Raw genomic sequence first — 17,829 nt, forward strand, 5'->3', positions numbered from 1 at the left:
TTCCACATATAACTTGCATAATTAGGGCGGGCAAGATGCCCACCCCACAAGAGTGTTATTTAATTTGATTATGTAATTTAGATGTTTTTTAGCTTATTAGCCATAGGTTAGAAACCTATGGCGGTTTTTGGGACTGGTGCAAGATATTAGGGGATCAAGCGCCGCTTTCGATGAGGAGTGGGTGTTTGTTATTTCTCCCCCTGCCTCCCCTGCCTCCCCTGTTCCCTTTCATTGCGTAGGTTTAGGATTTCCAGGGCCAGCCGTAACAATCACGAGATTTTCCGGTTTAATTAAATCCTGGATTGCTTGCTGTATCTGAGCCATAGTTACTGCTTGAATTTTTTGGGGAAATTCTCGAATTTCTGCTTGTGACAGCCCCATAACAGCATTGTCTAAAATGATGCTTGATACGGCGCTGGGATTAGCTAAATCCACGGGATAGCTGTTAGTAATTGAGCGTTTTGCTGTGTTTAATTCTGCCTCGGTGATGCCTTGCTCACGCAACTGTTTGAGTAACGCGATGGTGCTGGCGATCGCTTTTTCGGCATCTTTGGGATCTGTCTGCATCTGAATTAGGAATGGGCCAGGATTTATACCTGCGGCAAATCCGCTGTAGATACCATAAGTTAAACCTTGGCGATCGCGCACTTCAGTACCCAGGCGACTAGATAAGGTATCACCACCTAAGATTTGATTCAGTACTAATGCGGCATAAAAACGGGGGTCTTTGCGAGAGATGCCGTTGTAGCCAATGTAGGTGACGGCCTCAGCTTTACCGGGAATTACTTTACTTAAACGTGTTGAAGTTGGCGGTAATTTTACGGTTGGTAAGTTAAGAACGGGTGACTTGCCTTTGGCTTGCCATTTGCCAAATTCTTGGTTTAACAATGCTTTGACCTTCGCTGGTTCAAAATCACCCACTAAAGCGATGGTTGTGGTATCTGGACGGTAATGTTCTTGATAGAAACGCAGCAAATCATCGCGAGTAATACTTTGCAAACTTTCAACTGTAGGAAAGCTGTGGAAGGGATGATTTTCTGGGTAAATGGCTTGCTGAAATACCCGCCGTCCCAGTCCGTTAGGATCATCTAGCTGTGCTTTGAGACTAATCAAGGCTCGTTGACGACTTAATTCTAGTTGATCCGCCGGGAAGGTAGCATTTTGCAGTACATCAGCGAGGGTTTGAATCAATATTGGTAGGTTTGCTGACAGACTTTGACCGCCAATATTCATCCCCTCGCGACTGGCAGCAAAGTTGAGATCAGCTCCTCGGTCTTCTAGTGTTTGTGCTAGGTTAAGGGCGTTTTTAGTGCGAGTTCCATTCATTAAGTTGGTAGCAGTGAGATCTGCTAATCCCGCTTTTTGATTACTATCAAATTCATCACCAGCATCAACTTGTCCACTCAGGTTAATGGTAGGAAGGGTGCGATCGCTCAACAAAAAAACCTTCAAGCCATTTGCTAAGGTAAACTGCTCTGGTAAAGGTTTTTTGCCAGAATCTGTAACTGATGTGCTGGGAGGCAGATATTTGGCTAATTCTGCTGGGTCTACAGGTTTACCGGGGTTGAAGTTTTCTACGGTGCGACCAGAACCAGCACTAGAGACTTCGGGTTGACCATCAAGTTGGGTTGGTTCAAAGAAGCCAATGGTTTGTTTGGCGGGATTGAGGTAAGTTTTGGCAACTCGTTGTACCTCTTGGGGGGTGACTTTTGCGATCGCTGCGAGATACTTTTCAATAAACCGATAATCCCCAGCAACATTTTCGTTATACGCTAACTGGCTTGCCTGACTAGTGATATCTTGATTACCCAAGACAAACGAGGCTTGCAGTTGCGTTTTGGCTCGGTTTAATTCTGCGGCGGTGACTGGCTGTTGTTGCAGTTGTAACAAAGTTTTTTGCAGTACCCCCGCAATTTTTGTTACCTGTTGACCTGGAGTTGCCGTGGCATTAATCTCATACCAACCCGGTTCAGTGAGTTCAGCAGCAGCCCCACTCACTGAACTAGCGAGTCCTGATTCCACTAAAGCTTGGTAAAGTCGAGAACTACGTCCACCCGTCAAGATGGCATCCATCACATCAATTGCTGGGACATCAGGATGCTTGATATCTGGTAGCGGATACACGACTTGCAGTAGTGCAGCACTTCCCGGTTCCTTCAAGACTATTGGTGCTTTGCTAGGGGAAGAAGAAGACGCGGTGACGGAGGGACGGGGGGACGCGGTGATTGAATTCTCTATGTCCCCGCGTCCCCTTGTCTCCGTGTCCCCGCGTCCCCGTGTCCCCGTGTCCTTTTTCGCTCGTCGTGGCAGTTTCCCGAAGGTTGCTTTCACGACTTTAAGTGTAGGTTCTGTGGCAAAATCCCCTGTGATCACTAATGTGGCATTGTCTGGACTGTAGTATTTCTGGTAATAATTCCGTACCTGTTCTAAGGTAAATTGCTCTACATCCAATTTTGTGCCACCCACTGGTAAACCGTAGGCTCGGTTGGGGAAAGCAGCTCGCATTACTGCCTTACTCAGGCGATAACCAGGCGAATTTTCATACCCTTGCAACTCGGAGATGACGACGCGTTTCTCACTTGTCAGTTGCTCAGCTCCTATTAAAGCATTAGCCATGCGATCGCTTTCCAAAGTCAGCAGTGCTTCTAGCTTGTCTTTTTGCACTGTCCCAAAGTAAGCTGTTGCGTCATAGCTGGTAAATGCATTAAATTGGCTACCCAAAGCACTAAACAGCCGCCCAAACTGTACTGGACGATCACTAGTACCCTTAAACATCAAATGCTCTAGCTGGTGAGAAATCCCATTTTCTCCCTTGCCTTCATTACGGGAGCCAACTTTATACCAAACCTGTACACTCACTACTGGAGCGGTATGCACTTCTTTGGTTAGCACTGTTAAGCCGTTATCCAACACTGTTTTTTGCACTCCTTGGGTAAATGAGGGTGCAGATACAGGTGCAGGTGCAGGTGTTGTTACGGTTGGTGTTGCAGCATCGATTAAGCCCGAAAACGGCACGACACTCAACAGAAGACTAAGGATTAATCCTATAAGCATGTAGCGTGGTTTCATAAGCAATTTTTAAGGGGAATTGGGAACTTATACTGAGCAAAGGAGAAGTATGGGGAATTGGGAATTGTCATTTCGTTATTGATTATTCTCCGCGTCCCCGCGTCCCCGCATCCCCGCGTCCCCGCGTCTTCCTCATCTCCCCCACTCCTTCTGGCTATTATCAAGGTTTTAAACTGAAAACCGAATCAGTGATTGCGATCGCTTTACAAAATAGACTTTTCTATTTATTAGTTTAATTAGCGATCGCTTTTATAGAGCAGTAATCATACTAATTGAACTACCCGACCTGCTTATCGTGGGGTAAGATACGGAGCGAGTACGCTTTTGAGGCTACAGAGTTGCTCATAAAAAGGTTGTAGTTTTCTGGAACTCGTAACTCAGATGTTGTAGTCATTAATAGAATAAATAAGTTTATAAATAACCTTTGGGGGATATACCCTATCCAAAGCCCAGTCTTAACGATTGGGTTTTTTGGTAAATAGATATACTCCTTACATAACGCTCATACTTAATCACCATTGGTAAATGCGATCGCACTTTTGATCAAGTTTTTACAAACAAGGCAGGAGGCAAAGATACAAGCTGTTGCTTGCTATCAAGATGAGTAGATTACCATGGATAAAAGCAGACTCGGCCAATTGGGGTAAAAGCGTAATTTACGTTAAGGAAAGTGACTCATGAAAGAATCAGGGAAAAATGTTGCACCCTTTCTTACTCAAGAAGCCCCACCAACTGTAGAACGTATGGGGCTAACCTGGCTAATTGGAGCAGCGATCGCAACCATCTTACTGTGGCAAATTCCAGCTGGAAATTATATTTTATATCCATTTACAATCCTAGCTACTTGGTTTCATGAAATGGGTCATGGCTTAATGGCCCTGCTTTTAGGAGGACAATTTCAGAAATTACAGATTTTCGGCAATGGTTCTGGTGTTGCAAGTTACGCTATTTCTAGAGCTTTATGGCCAATTGGCCCGGCTTTAGTTGCAGCAGCAGGGCCGATGGGGCCACCTCTTGCGGGTGCGGCTTTGATTCTAGCTTCTCGTAGCTTTAAAGTAGCCTCTTTGAGTTTAAAAATTTTGGGGGGTTTCTTGTTGCTATCAACATTAATTTGGGTACGTTCTCCCTTTGGATTTGCGGCAATTCCCCTACTAGGTTTAATTATCTTGGGTATGGCCCTTAAGGCACCTCGGTGGGCCCAAGGTTTTGCTATTCAATTTTTGGGTGTGCAAGCTTGTGTGAGTACTTACCATCAACTGGATTATCTATTTAGTTATAGTGCTGGCCCTTTGGGACTTTCTGATACAGCACAAATGCAAAAGTATTTATTACTACCTTATTGGTTTTGGGGTGGGTTAATGGCGATCGCATCTTTGGTAATTCTAGTTCAAAGTCTCCGCATTGCCTATCGTGCGGAGTAAAAGTATGCAGATATTGCGTTTCTGACTTCCGGGTGGCATCAAAACATCATAACTAAAGCAAATTGCAACGATCAATTATAAATTTAACTTTTCTACGATTCAAAATTCTCCGTGTCCCCCTTCGGGTGACGCTCGCAAGCTCGCTAACGCAGTCGCCTGCGGAGGGAAACCCTCCTTTACTCGCTGTCTCACCGCGTCTCACCGTCTCCGCGTCATTCTTATCGTAAGTATTTAGGCGAACCTGATATAACTAGACCCTGCCCTTGCTTTCATAAGGCAGTTGCGTGGGCGGGTTTCCCGACTTGAGCAAACTGCCGTCCCCAGGTTCAGTAAACTACACCTGGGGACTTCCCGCAAGGCAAGTTAAAATGTTTTGAATTTTGAATTTTTACCTAGTAATCTCGTTAGGAGAATCAACCGACGCTACAGGGTGAGGCTGACTCAGGTAATCGTAGACTGTTCGAGAAACTTGACGGATAAAGTCTCTTCCCCTGACATCTTTGTAAGGACGTTTGACGAAGATAGCAGCCAGGTATCGCTTACCGCTGGGCATAGTGATAAATCCAGCATCACCAATGAGAAAGCCAATGTCTCCCGTTTTGTGAGCGATGAGCGCACCTTTGCCTAAACCGGCGGGGAGTAATGTACGCGTAACAGTACGATTGAGGATATCCAAGACTTGCTCTTGACTCTGTGGGGAAACTAACTTGTTATTAACTAGCAAAGCTAGTACTCTAGCCATGTCTTGCGAACTGGTGGTGTTAGTTCCCTTTAAGTCGGCTAAAAGATGGCGAATTACTGTGTCTTTCAGTCCCCAACTGCGGAAACGCTGATTTAGTTTTGCTGCTCCACCCAAGCGATCAATAATCATATTGGTGGCTGTATTGTCGCTAATTGTAACCATTTTGGTTACGGTTTCTAAAGCTGTGTACTTTTTGCCAACTCGCTCATACTGCATTGTTCCAGAACCGTTGGTCATCAAATCGCGCCGCATAACCAGTTTTTCATCCAAGCTGACTTTGCCGGCGTCTAAATGTTGAAAAAAAGCTACAAGAATTGGCAGTTTGATTGTACTAGCAGCTGGAAAGACGCGATCGCCTCCTATATCGAGATAATCTCCCGTATCCAAATCTAGAAAAAACATCCCTGTTTTGAGAAAGCTATACCGACCCATCAAAGCTTTAATTTGAGGTTCTAGCGTCTTCATAGGTGAATTTAAGGGAACCACACCAGCAAACAAACTACTGTCATCTACCGTTGGAGAAACGCTGGGTTGAGCTGAAGTCAGATGTAGTTGAGGTTGAAGATTATCTACATCTAGGAGATTCCCAGTCCCCAGCGATGCACTGAGCTTGTCGGAGTGTCCCTGGTTATTGACAGTTGTCACAGCTTTAACGTTCGAGCCGAGTAGGAACACACTTAAAAAGCTGGTTAAGAGCCAGCTTGCTTGTAAAATCACTTTGGGTGTGAGTCGCATCAATGAAAGTCTTTTGTGTGAGGAGTTAAGGACAAACAAAAATACCGTTGATAGAGACACGAGCCGAAAAATAGGCATCACGCACTACTACTAACCAGTGATGTTTTGCAATGTAGAATTGACAAGTGTATCAATCTAAGGAGATCTACAATATTTTCACGGTTAGCGATCGGTACTTCCGGTAAGTTGTAGCGTATTTTAAGAAAAATTACGAGTCGTGATGCGTAAAGCCCCCAAGTACAAGGCACAAAACTTTTTTGGTTTTGTGCCTTGTACGTCTTTAAAGTGGGGGATATAAGCGAATGACCGAATTTATTCGGTCGTGGCGTGTTCTTCAGGAAGTGCGGCAGAAATGACATACGCGAAGTATTTACCTGTCTGGTGATCAAAGTCTTTGTGCAAATTTTTTAGGTATTCATCGAGGGAGATATTAGCCATTCCACCACCAGCAATCCCAAATATGTTATGCTGGCATCTTAGCGTAAGAAGTTATCAATTGCTAGTATACGAGTTCAAGTTAAAGGGCAAACAGCAACAGTTCAATCTGATTGATGAAGCAATCAGGACTGCTTTGTTTGTCCGTAACTCTTGCGTTCGCTACTGGATGGATAACCCAAAAGTCGGCAAGTACGATTTAAGCGCATACTGCAAAGAACTAGCCGCTAACTTTGAATGGGCTGGCAAGCTTAACTCAATGGCAAGGCAAGCATCGGCAGATAGGGCTTGGGCTGCAATTTCTCGGTTTTATACTAACTGCAAGAAAAAAATTCCAGCTAAAAAAGCGGAAAACGCGGTCTTGGGGAGACCCCAAGTCGAGCGATTTTCCAAGACAGGTTTCCCGAATTTCAAAAAACGTGGACATTCTGTGGAGTACAAAACCACAGGATGGAAGCTGTCAGACGAGAGAAAATATCTCACCCTGACTGATGGTTTTGAAATTGGGAGACTAAAGTTAGTTGGAACTTATGACCTGCATTTTTATCACCTCAAGGACATCAAGCGTGTCCGATTGGTAAAACGCGCAGATGGTTACTACGCTCAATTTTGCATTGCTGTTGAGCGAGAAATTCAGGTAGAACCAAGCAAAAAAGTTGTTGGTCTAGATGTCGGTTTAAACCACTTCTACACTGATTCCAATGGGGATAAGGCAGAAAACCCGAGATTCTTGAGGAAATCCGAGAAGGCATTAAAACGCCTACAAAAACGGGTTTCCAAGAAGTTCAACAAAGGTAAACCTCAATCCAATAACTACAAAAAAGCTAGAAACAAACTAGCGAGAAAACACTTGAAAGTTAGTAGACAGCGTCAAGACTTTGCTGTGAAGTTAGCAAGGTGCGTAATCCAGTCTCACGACGTGGTTGTTTACGAAGACTTGCAAGTGCGGAATCTGGTTAAAAATCACAAACTAGCCAAAAGTATTAGTGATGCTTCTTGGTATCAGTTCCGGTGTTGGCTTGAATATTTTGGCAAAGTCTACGGCAAGATAACTATTGCTGTACCACCACATTGGACAAGCCAAAACTGTTCTAATTGTGGGGAAACTGTTGTCAAAACTTTGTCAACTAGAACCCATGAATGCCCCCATTGCCAAACTGTTTTAGACCGAGATGATAATGCAGCACTGAATATTTTAGCTCAAGGATTAAGTACGGCGGGACACATCGGAACTAACGCTTGGGGAGAGAACGACCTCTGTTTGGAGCTGGTGACAGGTTCAACTAAGTTGACTCAGTGAACCAAGAATCCCCGAAATAGAATTTCGGGGAGTGTCAAAACCTCAACTCTATACCTACATAACAAGTGCAGATAAATTCCCCAAATATCTCTGCATTCAATCTCCCACCAAAAACAACATGGTTGATAAGTTTGTGACATTAGCCACTTATACCAACTCTATTGAAGCGAATCTAGCCAAACAACACCTAGAAACTGCGGGCATAAGAGCTTTTTTAGCTAATGAATCTACCGTAGATGTTGCATGGCATTTAACCATCGCGGTTGGTTGGATTAAATTACAAGTTCCTGAATCAGACGTAGACCTCGCCATATCTTTGCTGACAACCGATGTAGAAGCTGAAACCACAGAACAATCTGAGTTTCAAGATGATGCAGATGATGATATCGAAAAACTTTCATGGGCAGACCAAACCGCAGACCGAGCCTTTCGAGCAGCCGTTATTGGTTTAATTTTATTTATCTTGCCCATTCAAATTTACTCGCTATGGCTTTTACTTCGTCTATTAGTTTCCCGTCGCCGCATTAGCCGAAACAGACGTGTAAAAGTCATAGTGGCTTTAATCCTCGACTTAGTAAACCTTTTTATCTTATTTAGCTTCTGGGGTCTTTTATAAAGCAACCCATCTCCCTCATCCTTTCAAAGGTAGGTTTTTAATATTCAGCCTGAAAAAACCCATTTTTTTGTTCTAAAATCTTTCTGTGCGTCTCCCCATCCCCGCGTAAGCGCGTCAACCAAAACGCGAAATCATCAAAGCATCCCCCTATCCCCCTCAAAGCCCCAAATCTACAGCAATGCGATGAGCGCAAGCGAAACCAGAAAAAGCCACTGCATTTAACCCTTGTCCTGGAAAGGTACTGTCTCCTACACAATAAAGACCAGGAACAGCGGTTCGATTAAATGGCATTCCCAACAACCCGCGTAACTTTCGCCGAGGAATTGGCCCATAAGTGCCATCCTCACGCCCCAAAAAGCGGCGATGAGTGCGAGGTGTTCCAATCTCTAAATAATCTAATCCCGCGTCTAAACCAGGAAAAATCTTCTCTAGGCGGTCAATAATTCGCCCTGCTGCTTCTTCTTTCTTTGCTTCGTATTCAAGGTCAGAAAGTCCTTGCCACTGATCAATCCAATGAGGGGTGAAGGCGTGGATGATATGATATCCGACTGGAGCTAGGTCTGGGTCAAGCAAGGTGGGAATCGAAACGAAAATCGTGCCTTCTGGTGCTGTCATTTGCGCCCAATTTTCTAACAAAATATGATGGCACTCTGTCCCGCTAGGTAAAACGGATTCTTTTACCCCCATGTGCAAACTCAAAAAGCTCGGTGATTTTTGATATTTTTGTTGCCACTTTTTCTCATTACGTGGTATTTGCTGTGCTGGTAGCAATTTTTCAAATGTGTCCCAACGTGTAGCATTAGAAACTATGCGTTTACCCCGATATACTTTACCATTTGCTAGTTGCACACCTACAGCTCGCCCTTGTTCTGTGAGAATTTTCGTGACTCTAGCTTGGTAAACAATCTTACTTCCAGCTTTTTCTAATCCATCGGCTAGCTTTTGAGCAATTTGCCCTACTCCACCTTTGGGATAATTAACTCCGCCGTAATGCCTATCAGAAAAGACCATGCCAGCATTAATCATGGGAGTCATATCGGCGGGTACTACCGACCAGCAATAACACTCTATATCGATAAATTTCAATAACTGAGGATCTTTGATGTAACGTCGTGCGACATCCCCAACATTTTGCGGTAGATACTTAGCTAAACCAAGACATGCTTGGGGATGTTGAAAAAATACACGCCTTAAGTAGCCAGGTTCTTCTAGAGACAGTAATTCCATGCTATTGAGGCACTGAAAAACTTTTTGGCATTCGTCATAAAAGCGACGAATCCCTTGTGCTTCATGGCGAAAGTAAGCAGTAAGATTTTGCAAAAATTTTTCATAAGACCGATCTACTTTTAAGTCTAAACTCTCAGGTAGATGATAATGAATCTGCACGGGATCAGCGATCGCCTCTACACTAACGTTCACAGCTGCTAGTGCCTGGGTGAGTAAGTTAGTAGTACCATGAGTTCCTAACCCAAAAATCATTGATGCTCCCACATCAAAGCGATAGCCTTCGCGTTCAAAATAACCAGCACTACCGCCAGGGATTAAATAACGTTCCAAAACCAGTACCTCAGCACCCTTCGTTGCAAGTTGAGTAGCTGTTACTAACCCACCAATCCCAGACCCAATTACAATCACATCAAATTCTTGTGTTTTCGTCATTTGTCCTTTGTCCTTTGTCCTTCGTCAATTGTCCTTTGTCCTAAAACAAATAACCAATGACAAACAACAAAAAAAGAGGGACGAGCCTGCTACCGCTGGCTAATCCCGTCTGCCGATCCTTAAAGAGAGGAGAACACTAAATCATAATATAACCTTGATTGAGAATAGGTGTCAACTATTAATGAAAAATATTAGCAATAATTTTGAGAGTGTTGATTCTTAGCTGTCAGGTGTGCGCGGGAAAGAGTATTATGATGTTTCAGTTCTTGTATAATAAAAAATCGCCTAGTTTTGGCTATGACGCTACAATTGCGTGTTTACGTTCCCCCCCATCCCCTGATCAAGCACTGGCTGGCAGTTGCTCGTGATGCTGCCACACCCTCAGTATTATTCCGCAGTGCTATGACCGAATTGGGAAGATGGCTGACTTATGAAGCAGCGCGAGACTGGTTGCCTACACTGGAGACAACGGTAGAAAGTCCTTTGGACTTTTGTCCAGCGACTTTGGTTGATCCACAAATGCCCGTGGCAGTCGTACCGATTCTGCGGGCTGGGCTAGGATTACTAGAAGGAGCGCAGACTTTGCTACCCTTAGCATCAATCTATCATTATGGCTTGGTGCGGGATGAAGAGACACTGCAACCTCAGTGCTACCTCAATAAATTGCCAGAAAAATTTGACTCCCAAACGCGAGTATTAATTACCGATCCGATGTTGGCGACAGGAGGGTCAATCATGAGTGCAATGGCAGAATTGACACAGCGGGGCGTCGATCCAACCCTGGCGCGAATTGTCTGTGTGGTGGCAGCTCCACCAGCTTTACAAAAACTGAGTGCTGCATATCCAGGTTTAATTGTTTACACCGCTGCCATTGACGAAAAAGTCAATGATCGGGGTTTTATTGTACCAGGGTTGGGGGATGCAGGCGATCGCATCTTTGGGACTTAAGTTAGTATGCAGCTAAGGGAAAACATAGCTTCACTACTTTTGGAGTTGTAAGTTTTGTTGAAGGCGGTAAAAATATGAGTCAGCAAAATGGTTTTGCTAGCGGTTTTTTCGTAGGAGCAGTTGTTGGTAGTGTATTTGGTGGAGTTGTGGGGGCACTGATTGCTTCTAGAAGCGATCTAGAATTAGCAGAGGAACAAGAAACAGAATTTATCAATGGTCAATCTCCAACCAAGAAAGTATCAACAAAAAGGCGTCAAATGAGAGCCTCCGAAAGTGATACTGTGGGCATGGAAACAGCCCGGCGATCGCTAGAGGATAAAATAGCCCAGCTCAATGCCACAATTGATGAAGTGCGAAAGCAACTAGGGAATGTCAATGGCGGTTCATCCCCAGAAACTCATGATTAATCTGTTACTACAGATTCCTAGCGCTCTCAAGGGTGGTAAAAGTAGTAATTCGGTAAATGCGGTATTCGCAGACGCCACGACATGGGCTAAATTAAAATCAAGAATAAGACCGCGTTGAACACTTAAAGTAGGAAACTAAGTTATCCATGGAATCAACCATCGGTTTACTGATTACGACACTAGCTACCTTCATTACCTTCTATAGCTACTTGCTAATTATTAGGGTTTTGTTGACCTGGTTCCCAACTATCAATTGGTACAATCAACCATTTGCCGCTTTGAGCCAAATCACTGACCCCTATCTCAATCTATTTCGCTCAATCATTCCCCCGTTAGGCGGTATAGATTTTTCTCCAATCCTGGCCTTCTTATTACTTAATTTAGTTGGCGGACTTCTCAACAATTTGGCTGTTGGTATGAGATTCACTCAGGGATTTTGACTACTATCTCAATAAAAACTGTTGTAGAGACGTTAAGTGTAAAAACGTCTCTACAATTTTTAGTGAAAAGATACTTATCGAAAAAAGACTTATCATTAAGACCGCAGGCAGTACCAGGCAGGGGAGCTTTCTAGCAGGGGGAGAAATAATAAATATCCATTCCCCATGCCCCTAATGCCTACTGGGCTTCGCTAACGTGGGTTCCGCATTCCCCACTCACTTCCGCACTTGAGCGCTAAAACCAGAAGCTTTAAACTGCTTCAGTTTTAAGGGTAATGGTTGGTTTGCAGGCACAGAAATTCTCATTTCAAAATCGCTAATACCTGGCGGTACTTCAGGAATGGAACCAAGACGGGTACGGTTTTGCATCACTGAGTCGTTATTAGCGTCATAGATGCGCCCAAAAATATCAGCATCATAGACTGTTTTGTAAGTACCATTTTCAGCCTTACCAGTGACAATAAAGCAATTGGCAGCCGTTGCACTGCCGCCACTAGTAACAGCTCCTTTTGCAAGATCTGGTGGACACTCATTATAAGAAATATCAAATAGTCTAATAGGTGTCAGTGCTATAGCAGGTGGAGTAAATACCCACAACAGAAACCCGACTACACAAGAAATAAAGATGACAGTAAGTGAGCGCAACCGCATAAAAGACCCCGTAACTTAATCCAATGGTATGCTACTTGTAAACTCAGCTTACCTGAATTTCACTACTAAGAAACTTCTAAATCAAAAAATATCTAATGGATGTAAGCTTTGTCAGATCCACCTCAACTGACAGCTACATCTGTAGAAATTATCTCTACATCAATAGAATAACCTGACCAGATAATCTATAGTAAACTTACCTGAAAATAGCATTAGAGACAAACTAAGCGATATCTAAATGTCTACGCTTGTTGTCAAAATATACCACACATGAGGTAGAACTATCCCAAACATAACTGCTACTCTACTTTGTTGTAGATAGATAAAATTGAAATATGTTAAAAGTCTTTGCAGATAGAGGTGGCACATTTACAGATATTGTAGCTGTGACTGATGACTGGGTAATTATTGACAGACTCTTAAAACATCAGGAACGGTTTTTAATCGTGCCTGTGCCTAATCAACAATGGGTAATAATCTATAAATTACTGTCTGAAAACCCTGAACAATACCAAGATGCAGTTATTCAGGGAATTCGAGATATTTGCGGTTTGAAAAATCATCAATCTATTCCCTATACAGCCATAGAAGTAGTCAAAATGGGGACAACAGTTGCTACCAATGCACTGTTAGAAAAGCAAGGGGATAGAGTAGTGCTGATTATTACAAAAGGGTTTAAAGATGCGTTGCGAATTGGCTACCAAAACCGTCCTGATATCTTTGCTCGTCACATCATTTTACCAACTATGCTTTACGAGCAGGTGATTGAAGTGGACGAACGCTATGATGCTCAGGGAAATGAATTAAAACCTGTGAATATTGCCCAGATAAAACAAGATTTACAAGCAGCTTATCGTGCAAACATTCATAGTTGTGCAATTGTATTTATGCACAGCGATCGCTTCCCTAAACATGAGCAACAAGTGGCAGCAATTGCTCAAGAAATTGGCTTTACTCAAATTTCTGTATCTCATCAAGTCAGTCAATTAATGAAACTAATAAATCGAGGAGATACAACTGTTGTAGATGCTTATTTAACTCCTATTTTACGCCGTTATGTTAATCAAGTAGCTAATCAGTTACCTGGAGTTAGATTAATGTTTATGAAATCTGATGGTGGCTTAACTGACGCGGCACAATTTCAAGGCAAAGATAGTATTTTAAGCGGCCCGGCTGGCGGAATTGTTGGCGCGGTGCAAACTAGTAAAAGAGCCGGCTTTGATTTAGTAATTACCTTTGATATGGGAGGAACAAGTACAGATGTTGCCCATTTTAAAGGAGAGTACGAACGCCAATTAGATTCTGAAATTGCTGGGGCGCGAATGCGAGTTCCGGTATTATCAATTAATACCATTGCAGCTGGTGGCGGTTCAATTTTGATGTTCGATGGTTCAAGTTATCGTGTCGGGCCAAAATCGGCTGGTTCCAATCCCGGCCCGGCTTGTTATCGGCGGGGTGGCCCGTTAACGGTGACAGATGCTAATGTAATGTTAGGTAAAATTCATCCCCAATATTTTCCATCTGTCTTTGGCAGTGATGGCAATTTACCATTAGATAAAAATGTTGTCATCGAGAAATTTCAACAATTAGCCCAAGAGATTACAACCGTTACAAAAACTTATTTTACTCCCGAAAAAATAGCAGCAGGATTTATGGCGATCGCAGTCGAAAATATGGCTAATGCTATTAAAAAAATCAGTTTGCAACGAGGTTACGATGTTACTAAATATGTACTTTGTTGTTTCGGTGGTGCAGGCGGACAAGTTGCTTGTTTAATTGCTGATACTTTAGGGATGAAACAGATATTTTTGCATCCTTATGCTGGTGTTCTTTCTGCTTATGGAATGGGATTAGCTGATGTGAGAGCTACCAGAGTAACAGGAGTAGAACAGCCTTTAGATCAAGACTTAATTCCTCAATTAATCCAGTTGATGGAGTCTTTAAAAACTCAGGCTAGAAGTGAACTTAGTCAAGATGAAAGTAGCGTTGCGGCAAAAGTAATACACAAACTGAATTTAAAATATGAGGGAACAAATTCTACTTTAAGCGTTGATTTTAATGCAGATGTAGCGGTAATGCAAAGAGCATTTTCAGACGAGCATAAATCTCGCTATGGTTTCATTCAACCAGAAAAATTATTAATTGTAGAATCTATTTCCGTGGAAGTAATTCAGAAAATAGATACTCCTGAAGAACCTGTAATTACTCGTACCCGTCCTATAGAATCAAACCCTCAACCTATTGAAACAGTCAAGATATTTACTGCTGACAAATGGCATAATACACCAGTTTATCGCCGGGAAGATTTACAACCGGGAGATTGTATCAACGGTGTGGCTATTATTGTCGAAAAAATTACCACAATTGTAGTTGAACCTAACTGGCAAGCCAGATTAAATGAGTATAATCACTTGATTTTAGAACTTCCATATTAATTAACGAAAATATTCCTAACTATATCTGAGAGGTTATTTATAAAGTAAAAATAAAATTACCTTAGTAGCGTTGCACAGCTAAAACAGTGCATTAAGTAGGAAGTTGCAATCATTTGTCAGACGCATTTAGACTTCGCTCAATGCTCGCTCCCTGAGAAGACGAGGGTTGAGCGGAGTCGAAACCCGGCTACTTAAGATTTACTTTATAAATAGTCTCTAAAAATTAGGTACTTTGTACAACCAAACTGTTGTGTAATTCTGTTACTGAGTTAAATCAGAACAGCGCGGTAAACTCAACCAAATGTCTCAAGCTTGGATTGAATGGGGAAAAGTAAATGGGTACAGATGGTAAGTTGGAAAGTTACAAAGCAAACAAGTTTCCCAACTTATCACGGACAGACTATGCCATAACCAGCAAGCCAACTTTATTCTCTCTGCGCCTCTGTGCCTCTGCGTGAGATAAATCATCCCGCAATTATGCAACGCCGCAAATTTTAAAACGTCCAATTTCTATACAAGTATGATTTAATCACTTATCTGTTGTCGAGTTTGAGTGAATAAATAAGGAGGCAAAAATCAAAATGTACACTACATCTCAACCCGACCCCGTTCGCTTAGAAATATTTAAAAACCTCTATCAATTTATCGCTGAGCAAATGGGGATTGTTCTCCAAAACACTGCCGCGTCAGTCAACATCAAAGAACGCTTAGATTTCTCCTGCGCTATTTTTGATGCTTCGGGATTATTAGTTGCTAATGCTCCCCACATTCCTGTACATTTAGGTTCAATGAGTGAAAGTGTTCGGAGTTTAATTAACGCTCAAGGCAACACAATCAAACCGGGAAATGTATATCTATCTAATAATCCTTATAACGGCGGCACACATCTTCCTGATGTCACAGCAATTACCCCTGTGTTTCTAGAAACTGGCAAAAATCTCCCCAATCCCCTATTCTATGTTGCGGCTCGTGGACATCAAGCGGATATTGGCGGAATTACTCCCGGTTCCATGCCCCCTCACAGTACTACGGTAGAAGAAGAAGGAATTATATTTGATAATTTTCTATTAGTTGAACAGGGAAGTTTTCAAGAAACAGCGGTCAGAGAGTTACTGTTAAATCATCCTTATCCTGCTCGCAATCCCAATCAAAATATCGCTGATTTTAATGCACAAATTGCCGCCAATGAACGAGGAGTGCAAGAACTCCGAAAAATGGTTTCTCAGTATGGACTGCAAACAGTACAAGCTTACATGAAATTTGTGCAAGATAATGCGGAAGAGTCAGTTAGACGGGCAATTAATGTTCTCAAAGATGGCTCATTTATCTATGAAATGGATGGCGATGCCGTCATTCAAGTTAAAGTCACAATTAACCGAAAAAATCGCAGTGCAATTATTGATTTTACTGGCACATCTGGACAACTAAAGAGTAACTTTAATGCTCCCAAAGCCGTTACTCAAGCAGCAGTTTTATATGTCTTTCGGACTCTAGTTGATGATAGTATTCCCCTCAACGCTGGATGTCTTAAACCTTTAGAAATTATCATTCCTGAAGGCTGTATGCTCAACCCAACCTATCCAGCCGCAGTGGTAGCTGGTAATGTAGAAACATCTCAAATCGTTGTTGATGCATTGTATGGTGCTTTGGGTGTAATGGCTGCTTCTCAAGGAACAATGAATAATTTTACTTTCGGCAATCAGCGTTATCAATATTATGAAACCATCTGCGGTGGTTCTGGTGCAGGGGCTAACTTTGATGGTACTGATGCAGTTCACACCCACATGACTAATTCTCGCTTAACCGACCCAGAAATTTTAGAAACTCGTTATCCTGTCTTAGTAGAAAGCTATGGTGTGCGTCCTGATAGCGGCGGTAAAGGAAAATATTCAGGCGGTAACGGTGTGATTCGCCGCATCAAGTTTCTAGAACCAATGACAGCTAATATTCTTTCTAATCATCGCCGTGTCCCTCCCTTTGGATTGAATGGTGGAGAAGCCGCAAAAGTCGGACGCAACTGGATACAGCGTCAAGATGGAACACAAGAGAATTTAGACAGCACAGCAACAGTCGAAATGCTATCTGGAGATGTTTTTGTCATAGAAACCCCTGGTGGTGGTGGATTTGGTTCCATTCCTAATTCACCGTCAAAGGAACTGGGGACACTTCGTTGAGCTTCAGTGCATCGCTGGGGATTAGGGGCTGGGTGTAAAATCGAATTGGCCTTTATCAATGAAATAAACACTTTCTTCCCCTACTCCCCGCTCCCTGTGTTTCTTAAGAGATTAGAAAGTTTAATTTAACTTTTGTAATAATTAGGGAAATGAACCCTTAATTATAATTAGCTTATGACCCCAGATGAGATAGCAGCAGCTTTAGAAGCATCTTTTAATCGTTGTGATGTAGTTGGCTGTCCTCTCACTGATGTGCAGAAACAAATATTACTGCAAGTAGTCGAGCAAATTCAAGGAAACTCTAAAGCATCAGATGTTAATCCTCTAGATGAACTGAATTCGGAGGAATTAGAAGCATTTTTAGAGTTTGTTAAAACAGAAGAACAACAAAACCGCACTTGGAAGGTGCAGTTACTTAACGACTGGCTGCTAGAAAAAGATTCTGGTTCGGTGCAGTTTATTCGCCAACGCTATGGTTTGCAGTGGCTAAATCGTGTTGAGTCATGTCATTTTGATAAGTACTCTTATTTTGAGGATGCACTAAAACTAAGATTAGGCGATCGCATTGAAATTTCCAATGCTTTATGGGAATGGGTACAAGAAGATGGCCCCTGTAAGCGTGAATGGTTTCCTTGCATCGTGATTCAGGTTAATGAAATTAGCGAAGGCGATGATTCCTACACCAATTGTGTAGTTCGCTTTTTCAACGGCGCTGAGTATGAAATTCAAGGCATTTACGAATGGAATCGCTATAATTGGCGCTGGCCGCAAGGTTAGAATGAGATAGAAGAGATCAC

At 42.6% G+C, this 17,829-nt stretch carries 13 protein-coding genes; 9 read left to right on the forward strand and 4 right to left on the reverse strand.

Annotated elements, in window-relative coordinates; genetic code table 11:
* Nucleotides 1-228 precede the first annotated feature (228 nt).
* Entirely contained in the window at nucleotides 229-3,054 is a 2,826-nt protein-coding gene (locus tag AC5JMF_RS32310; RefSeq protein ID WP_495799847.1) for a M16 family metallopeptidase, read from the reverse strand.
* A 692-nt stretch (nucleotides 3,055-3,746) separates the two neighbouring features.
* On the opposite strand from AC5JMF_RS32310, the gene AC5JMF_RS32315 reads away from it, so the two are divergent.
* The gene (locus tag AC5JMF_RS32315; RefSeq protein ID WP_495799793.1) at nucleotides 3,747-4,490 is read left to right on the forward strand and encodes a M50 family metallopeptidase; all 744 of its coding nucleotides are present in this window, start codon (nucleotides 3,747-3,749) and stop codon (nucleotides 4,488-4,490) included.
* A 388-nt stretch (nucleotides 4,491-4,878) separates the two neighbouring features.
* Here the strand turns inward: AC5JMF_RS32315 and AC5JMF_RS32320 are convergent, their stop codons facing one another.
* Complete coding sequence (locus AC5JMF_RS32320) at nucleotides 4,879-6,045, reverse strand: serine hydrolase (RefSeq protein ID WP_495799794.1); 1,167 nt, start codon at nucleotides 6,043-6,045, stop codon at nucleotides 4,879-4,881.
* A 418-nt stretch (nucleotides 6,046-6,463) separates the two neighbouring features.
* On the opposite strand from AC5JMF_RS32320, the gene AC5JMF_RS32325 reads away from it, so the two are divergent.
* Together AC5JMF_RS32325 and AC5JMF_RS32330 are read left to right on the forward strand one after the other, a co-directional pair.
* The gene (locus AC5JMF_RS32325) at nucleotides 6,464-7,702 is read left to right on the forward strand and encodes an RNA-guided endonuclease InsQ/TnpB family protein (RefSeq protein WP_495799795.1); all 1,239 of its coding nucleotides are present in this window, start codon (nucleotides 6,464-6,466) and stop codon (nucleotides 7,700-7,702) included.
* A 31-nt stretch (nucleotides 7,703-7,733) separates the two neighbouring features.
* Nucleotides 7,734-8,318 (forward strand): putative signal transducing protein, encoded by a 585-nt coding sequence (locus tag AC5JMF_RS32330; protein WP_495799796.1) that lies wholly within the window; start codon nucleotides 7,734-7,736, stop codon nucleotides 8,316-8,318.
* A gap of 156 nt (nucleotides 8,319-8,474) precedes the next feature.
* On the opposite strand, the gene crtH is transcribed toward AC5JMF_RS32330, so the two are convergent.
* Nucleotides 8,475-9,977, reverse strand: coding sequence for a carotenoid isomerase (gene crtH, locus AC5JMF_RS32335; protein WP_495799797.1), 1,503 nt, complete (start codon nucleotides 9,975-9,977; stop codon nucleotides 8,475-8,477).
* A gap of 297 nt (nucleotides 9,978-10,274) precedes the next feature.
* On the opposite strand from crtH, the gene upp reads away from it, so the two are divergent.
* The 3 genes from upp (at nucleotide 10,275) to AC5JMF_RS32350 (ending at nucleotide 11,772) form a co-directional block, all read left to right on the forward strand.
* The gene (upp, locus tag AC5JMF_RS32340; RefSeq protein ID WP_495799798.1) at nucleotides 10,275-10,925 is read left to right on the forward strand and encodes a uracil phosphoribosyltransferase; all 651 of its coding nucleotides are present in this window, start codon (nucleotides 10,275-10,277) and stop codon (nucleotides 10,923-10,925) included.
* Nucleotides 10,926-10,999: 74 nt separating this feature from the next.
* Nucleotides 11,000-11,332 carry a ssl2009 family thylakoid membrane protein gene (locus tag AC5JMF_RS32345; protein ID WP_495799799.1) on the forward strand — a complete coding sequence of 111 codons (333 nt, stop codon included), beginning with the start codon at nucleotides 11,000-11,002 and terminating at the stop codon, nucleotides 11,330-11,332.
* Nucleotides 11,333-11,490: 158 nt separating this feature from the next.
* Entirely contained in the window at nucleotides 11,491-11,772 is a 282-nt protein-coding gene (locus tag AC5JMF_RS32350) for a YggT family protein (protein WP_495799848.1), read from the forward strand.
* Between the two features lie 216 nt (nucleotides 11,773-11,988).
* Here AC5JMF_RS32350 and AC5JMF_RS32355 read toward each other — a convergent pair whose 3' ends face one another.
* On the reverse strand, nucleotides 11,989-12,423 hold the full coding sequence (locus tag AC5JMF_RS32355) for a biotin carboxylase (RefSeq protein ID WP_495799800.1): 435 nt from the start codon (nucleotides 12,421-12,423) through the stop codon (nucleotides 11,989-11,991).
* A gap of 335 nt (nucleotides 12,424-12,758) precedes the next feature.
* Here AC5JMF_RS32355 and AC5JMF_RS32360 point away from each other — a divergent pair, with 335 nt between their 5' ends.
* From AC5JMF_RS32360 to AC5JMF_RS32370, 3 genes are all read left to right on the forward strand, one after another.
* A complete protein-coding gene (locus tag AC5JMF_RS32360; RefSeq protein WP_495799801.1) occupies nucleotides 12,759-14,858 on the forward strand; it encodes a hydantoinase/oxoprolinase family protein in 2,100 nt (699 codons plus the stop codon).
* Between the two features lie 581 nt (nucleotides 14,859-15,439).
* Nucleotides 15,440-17,032, forward strand: a complete 1,593-nt coding sequence (locus AC5JMF_RS32365; RefSeq protein ID WP_495799802.1) for a hydantoinase B/oxoprolinase family protein — start codon at nucleotides 15,440-15,442, stop codon at nucleotides 17,030-17,032.
* 174 nt (nucleotides 17,033-17,206) lie between these two features.
* On the forward strand, nucleotides 17,207-17,809 hold the full coding sequence (locus AC5JMF_RS32370; protein WP_495799803.1) for a hypothetical protein: 603 nt from the start codon (nucleotides 17,207-17,209) through the stop codon (nucleotides 17,807-17,809).
* The last annotated feature ends 20 nt before the right edge of the window (nucleotides 17,810-17,829 follow it).

It is taken from the genome of Desmonostoc vinosum (assembly GCF_059505385.1).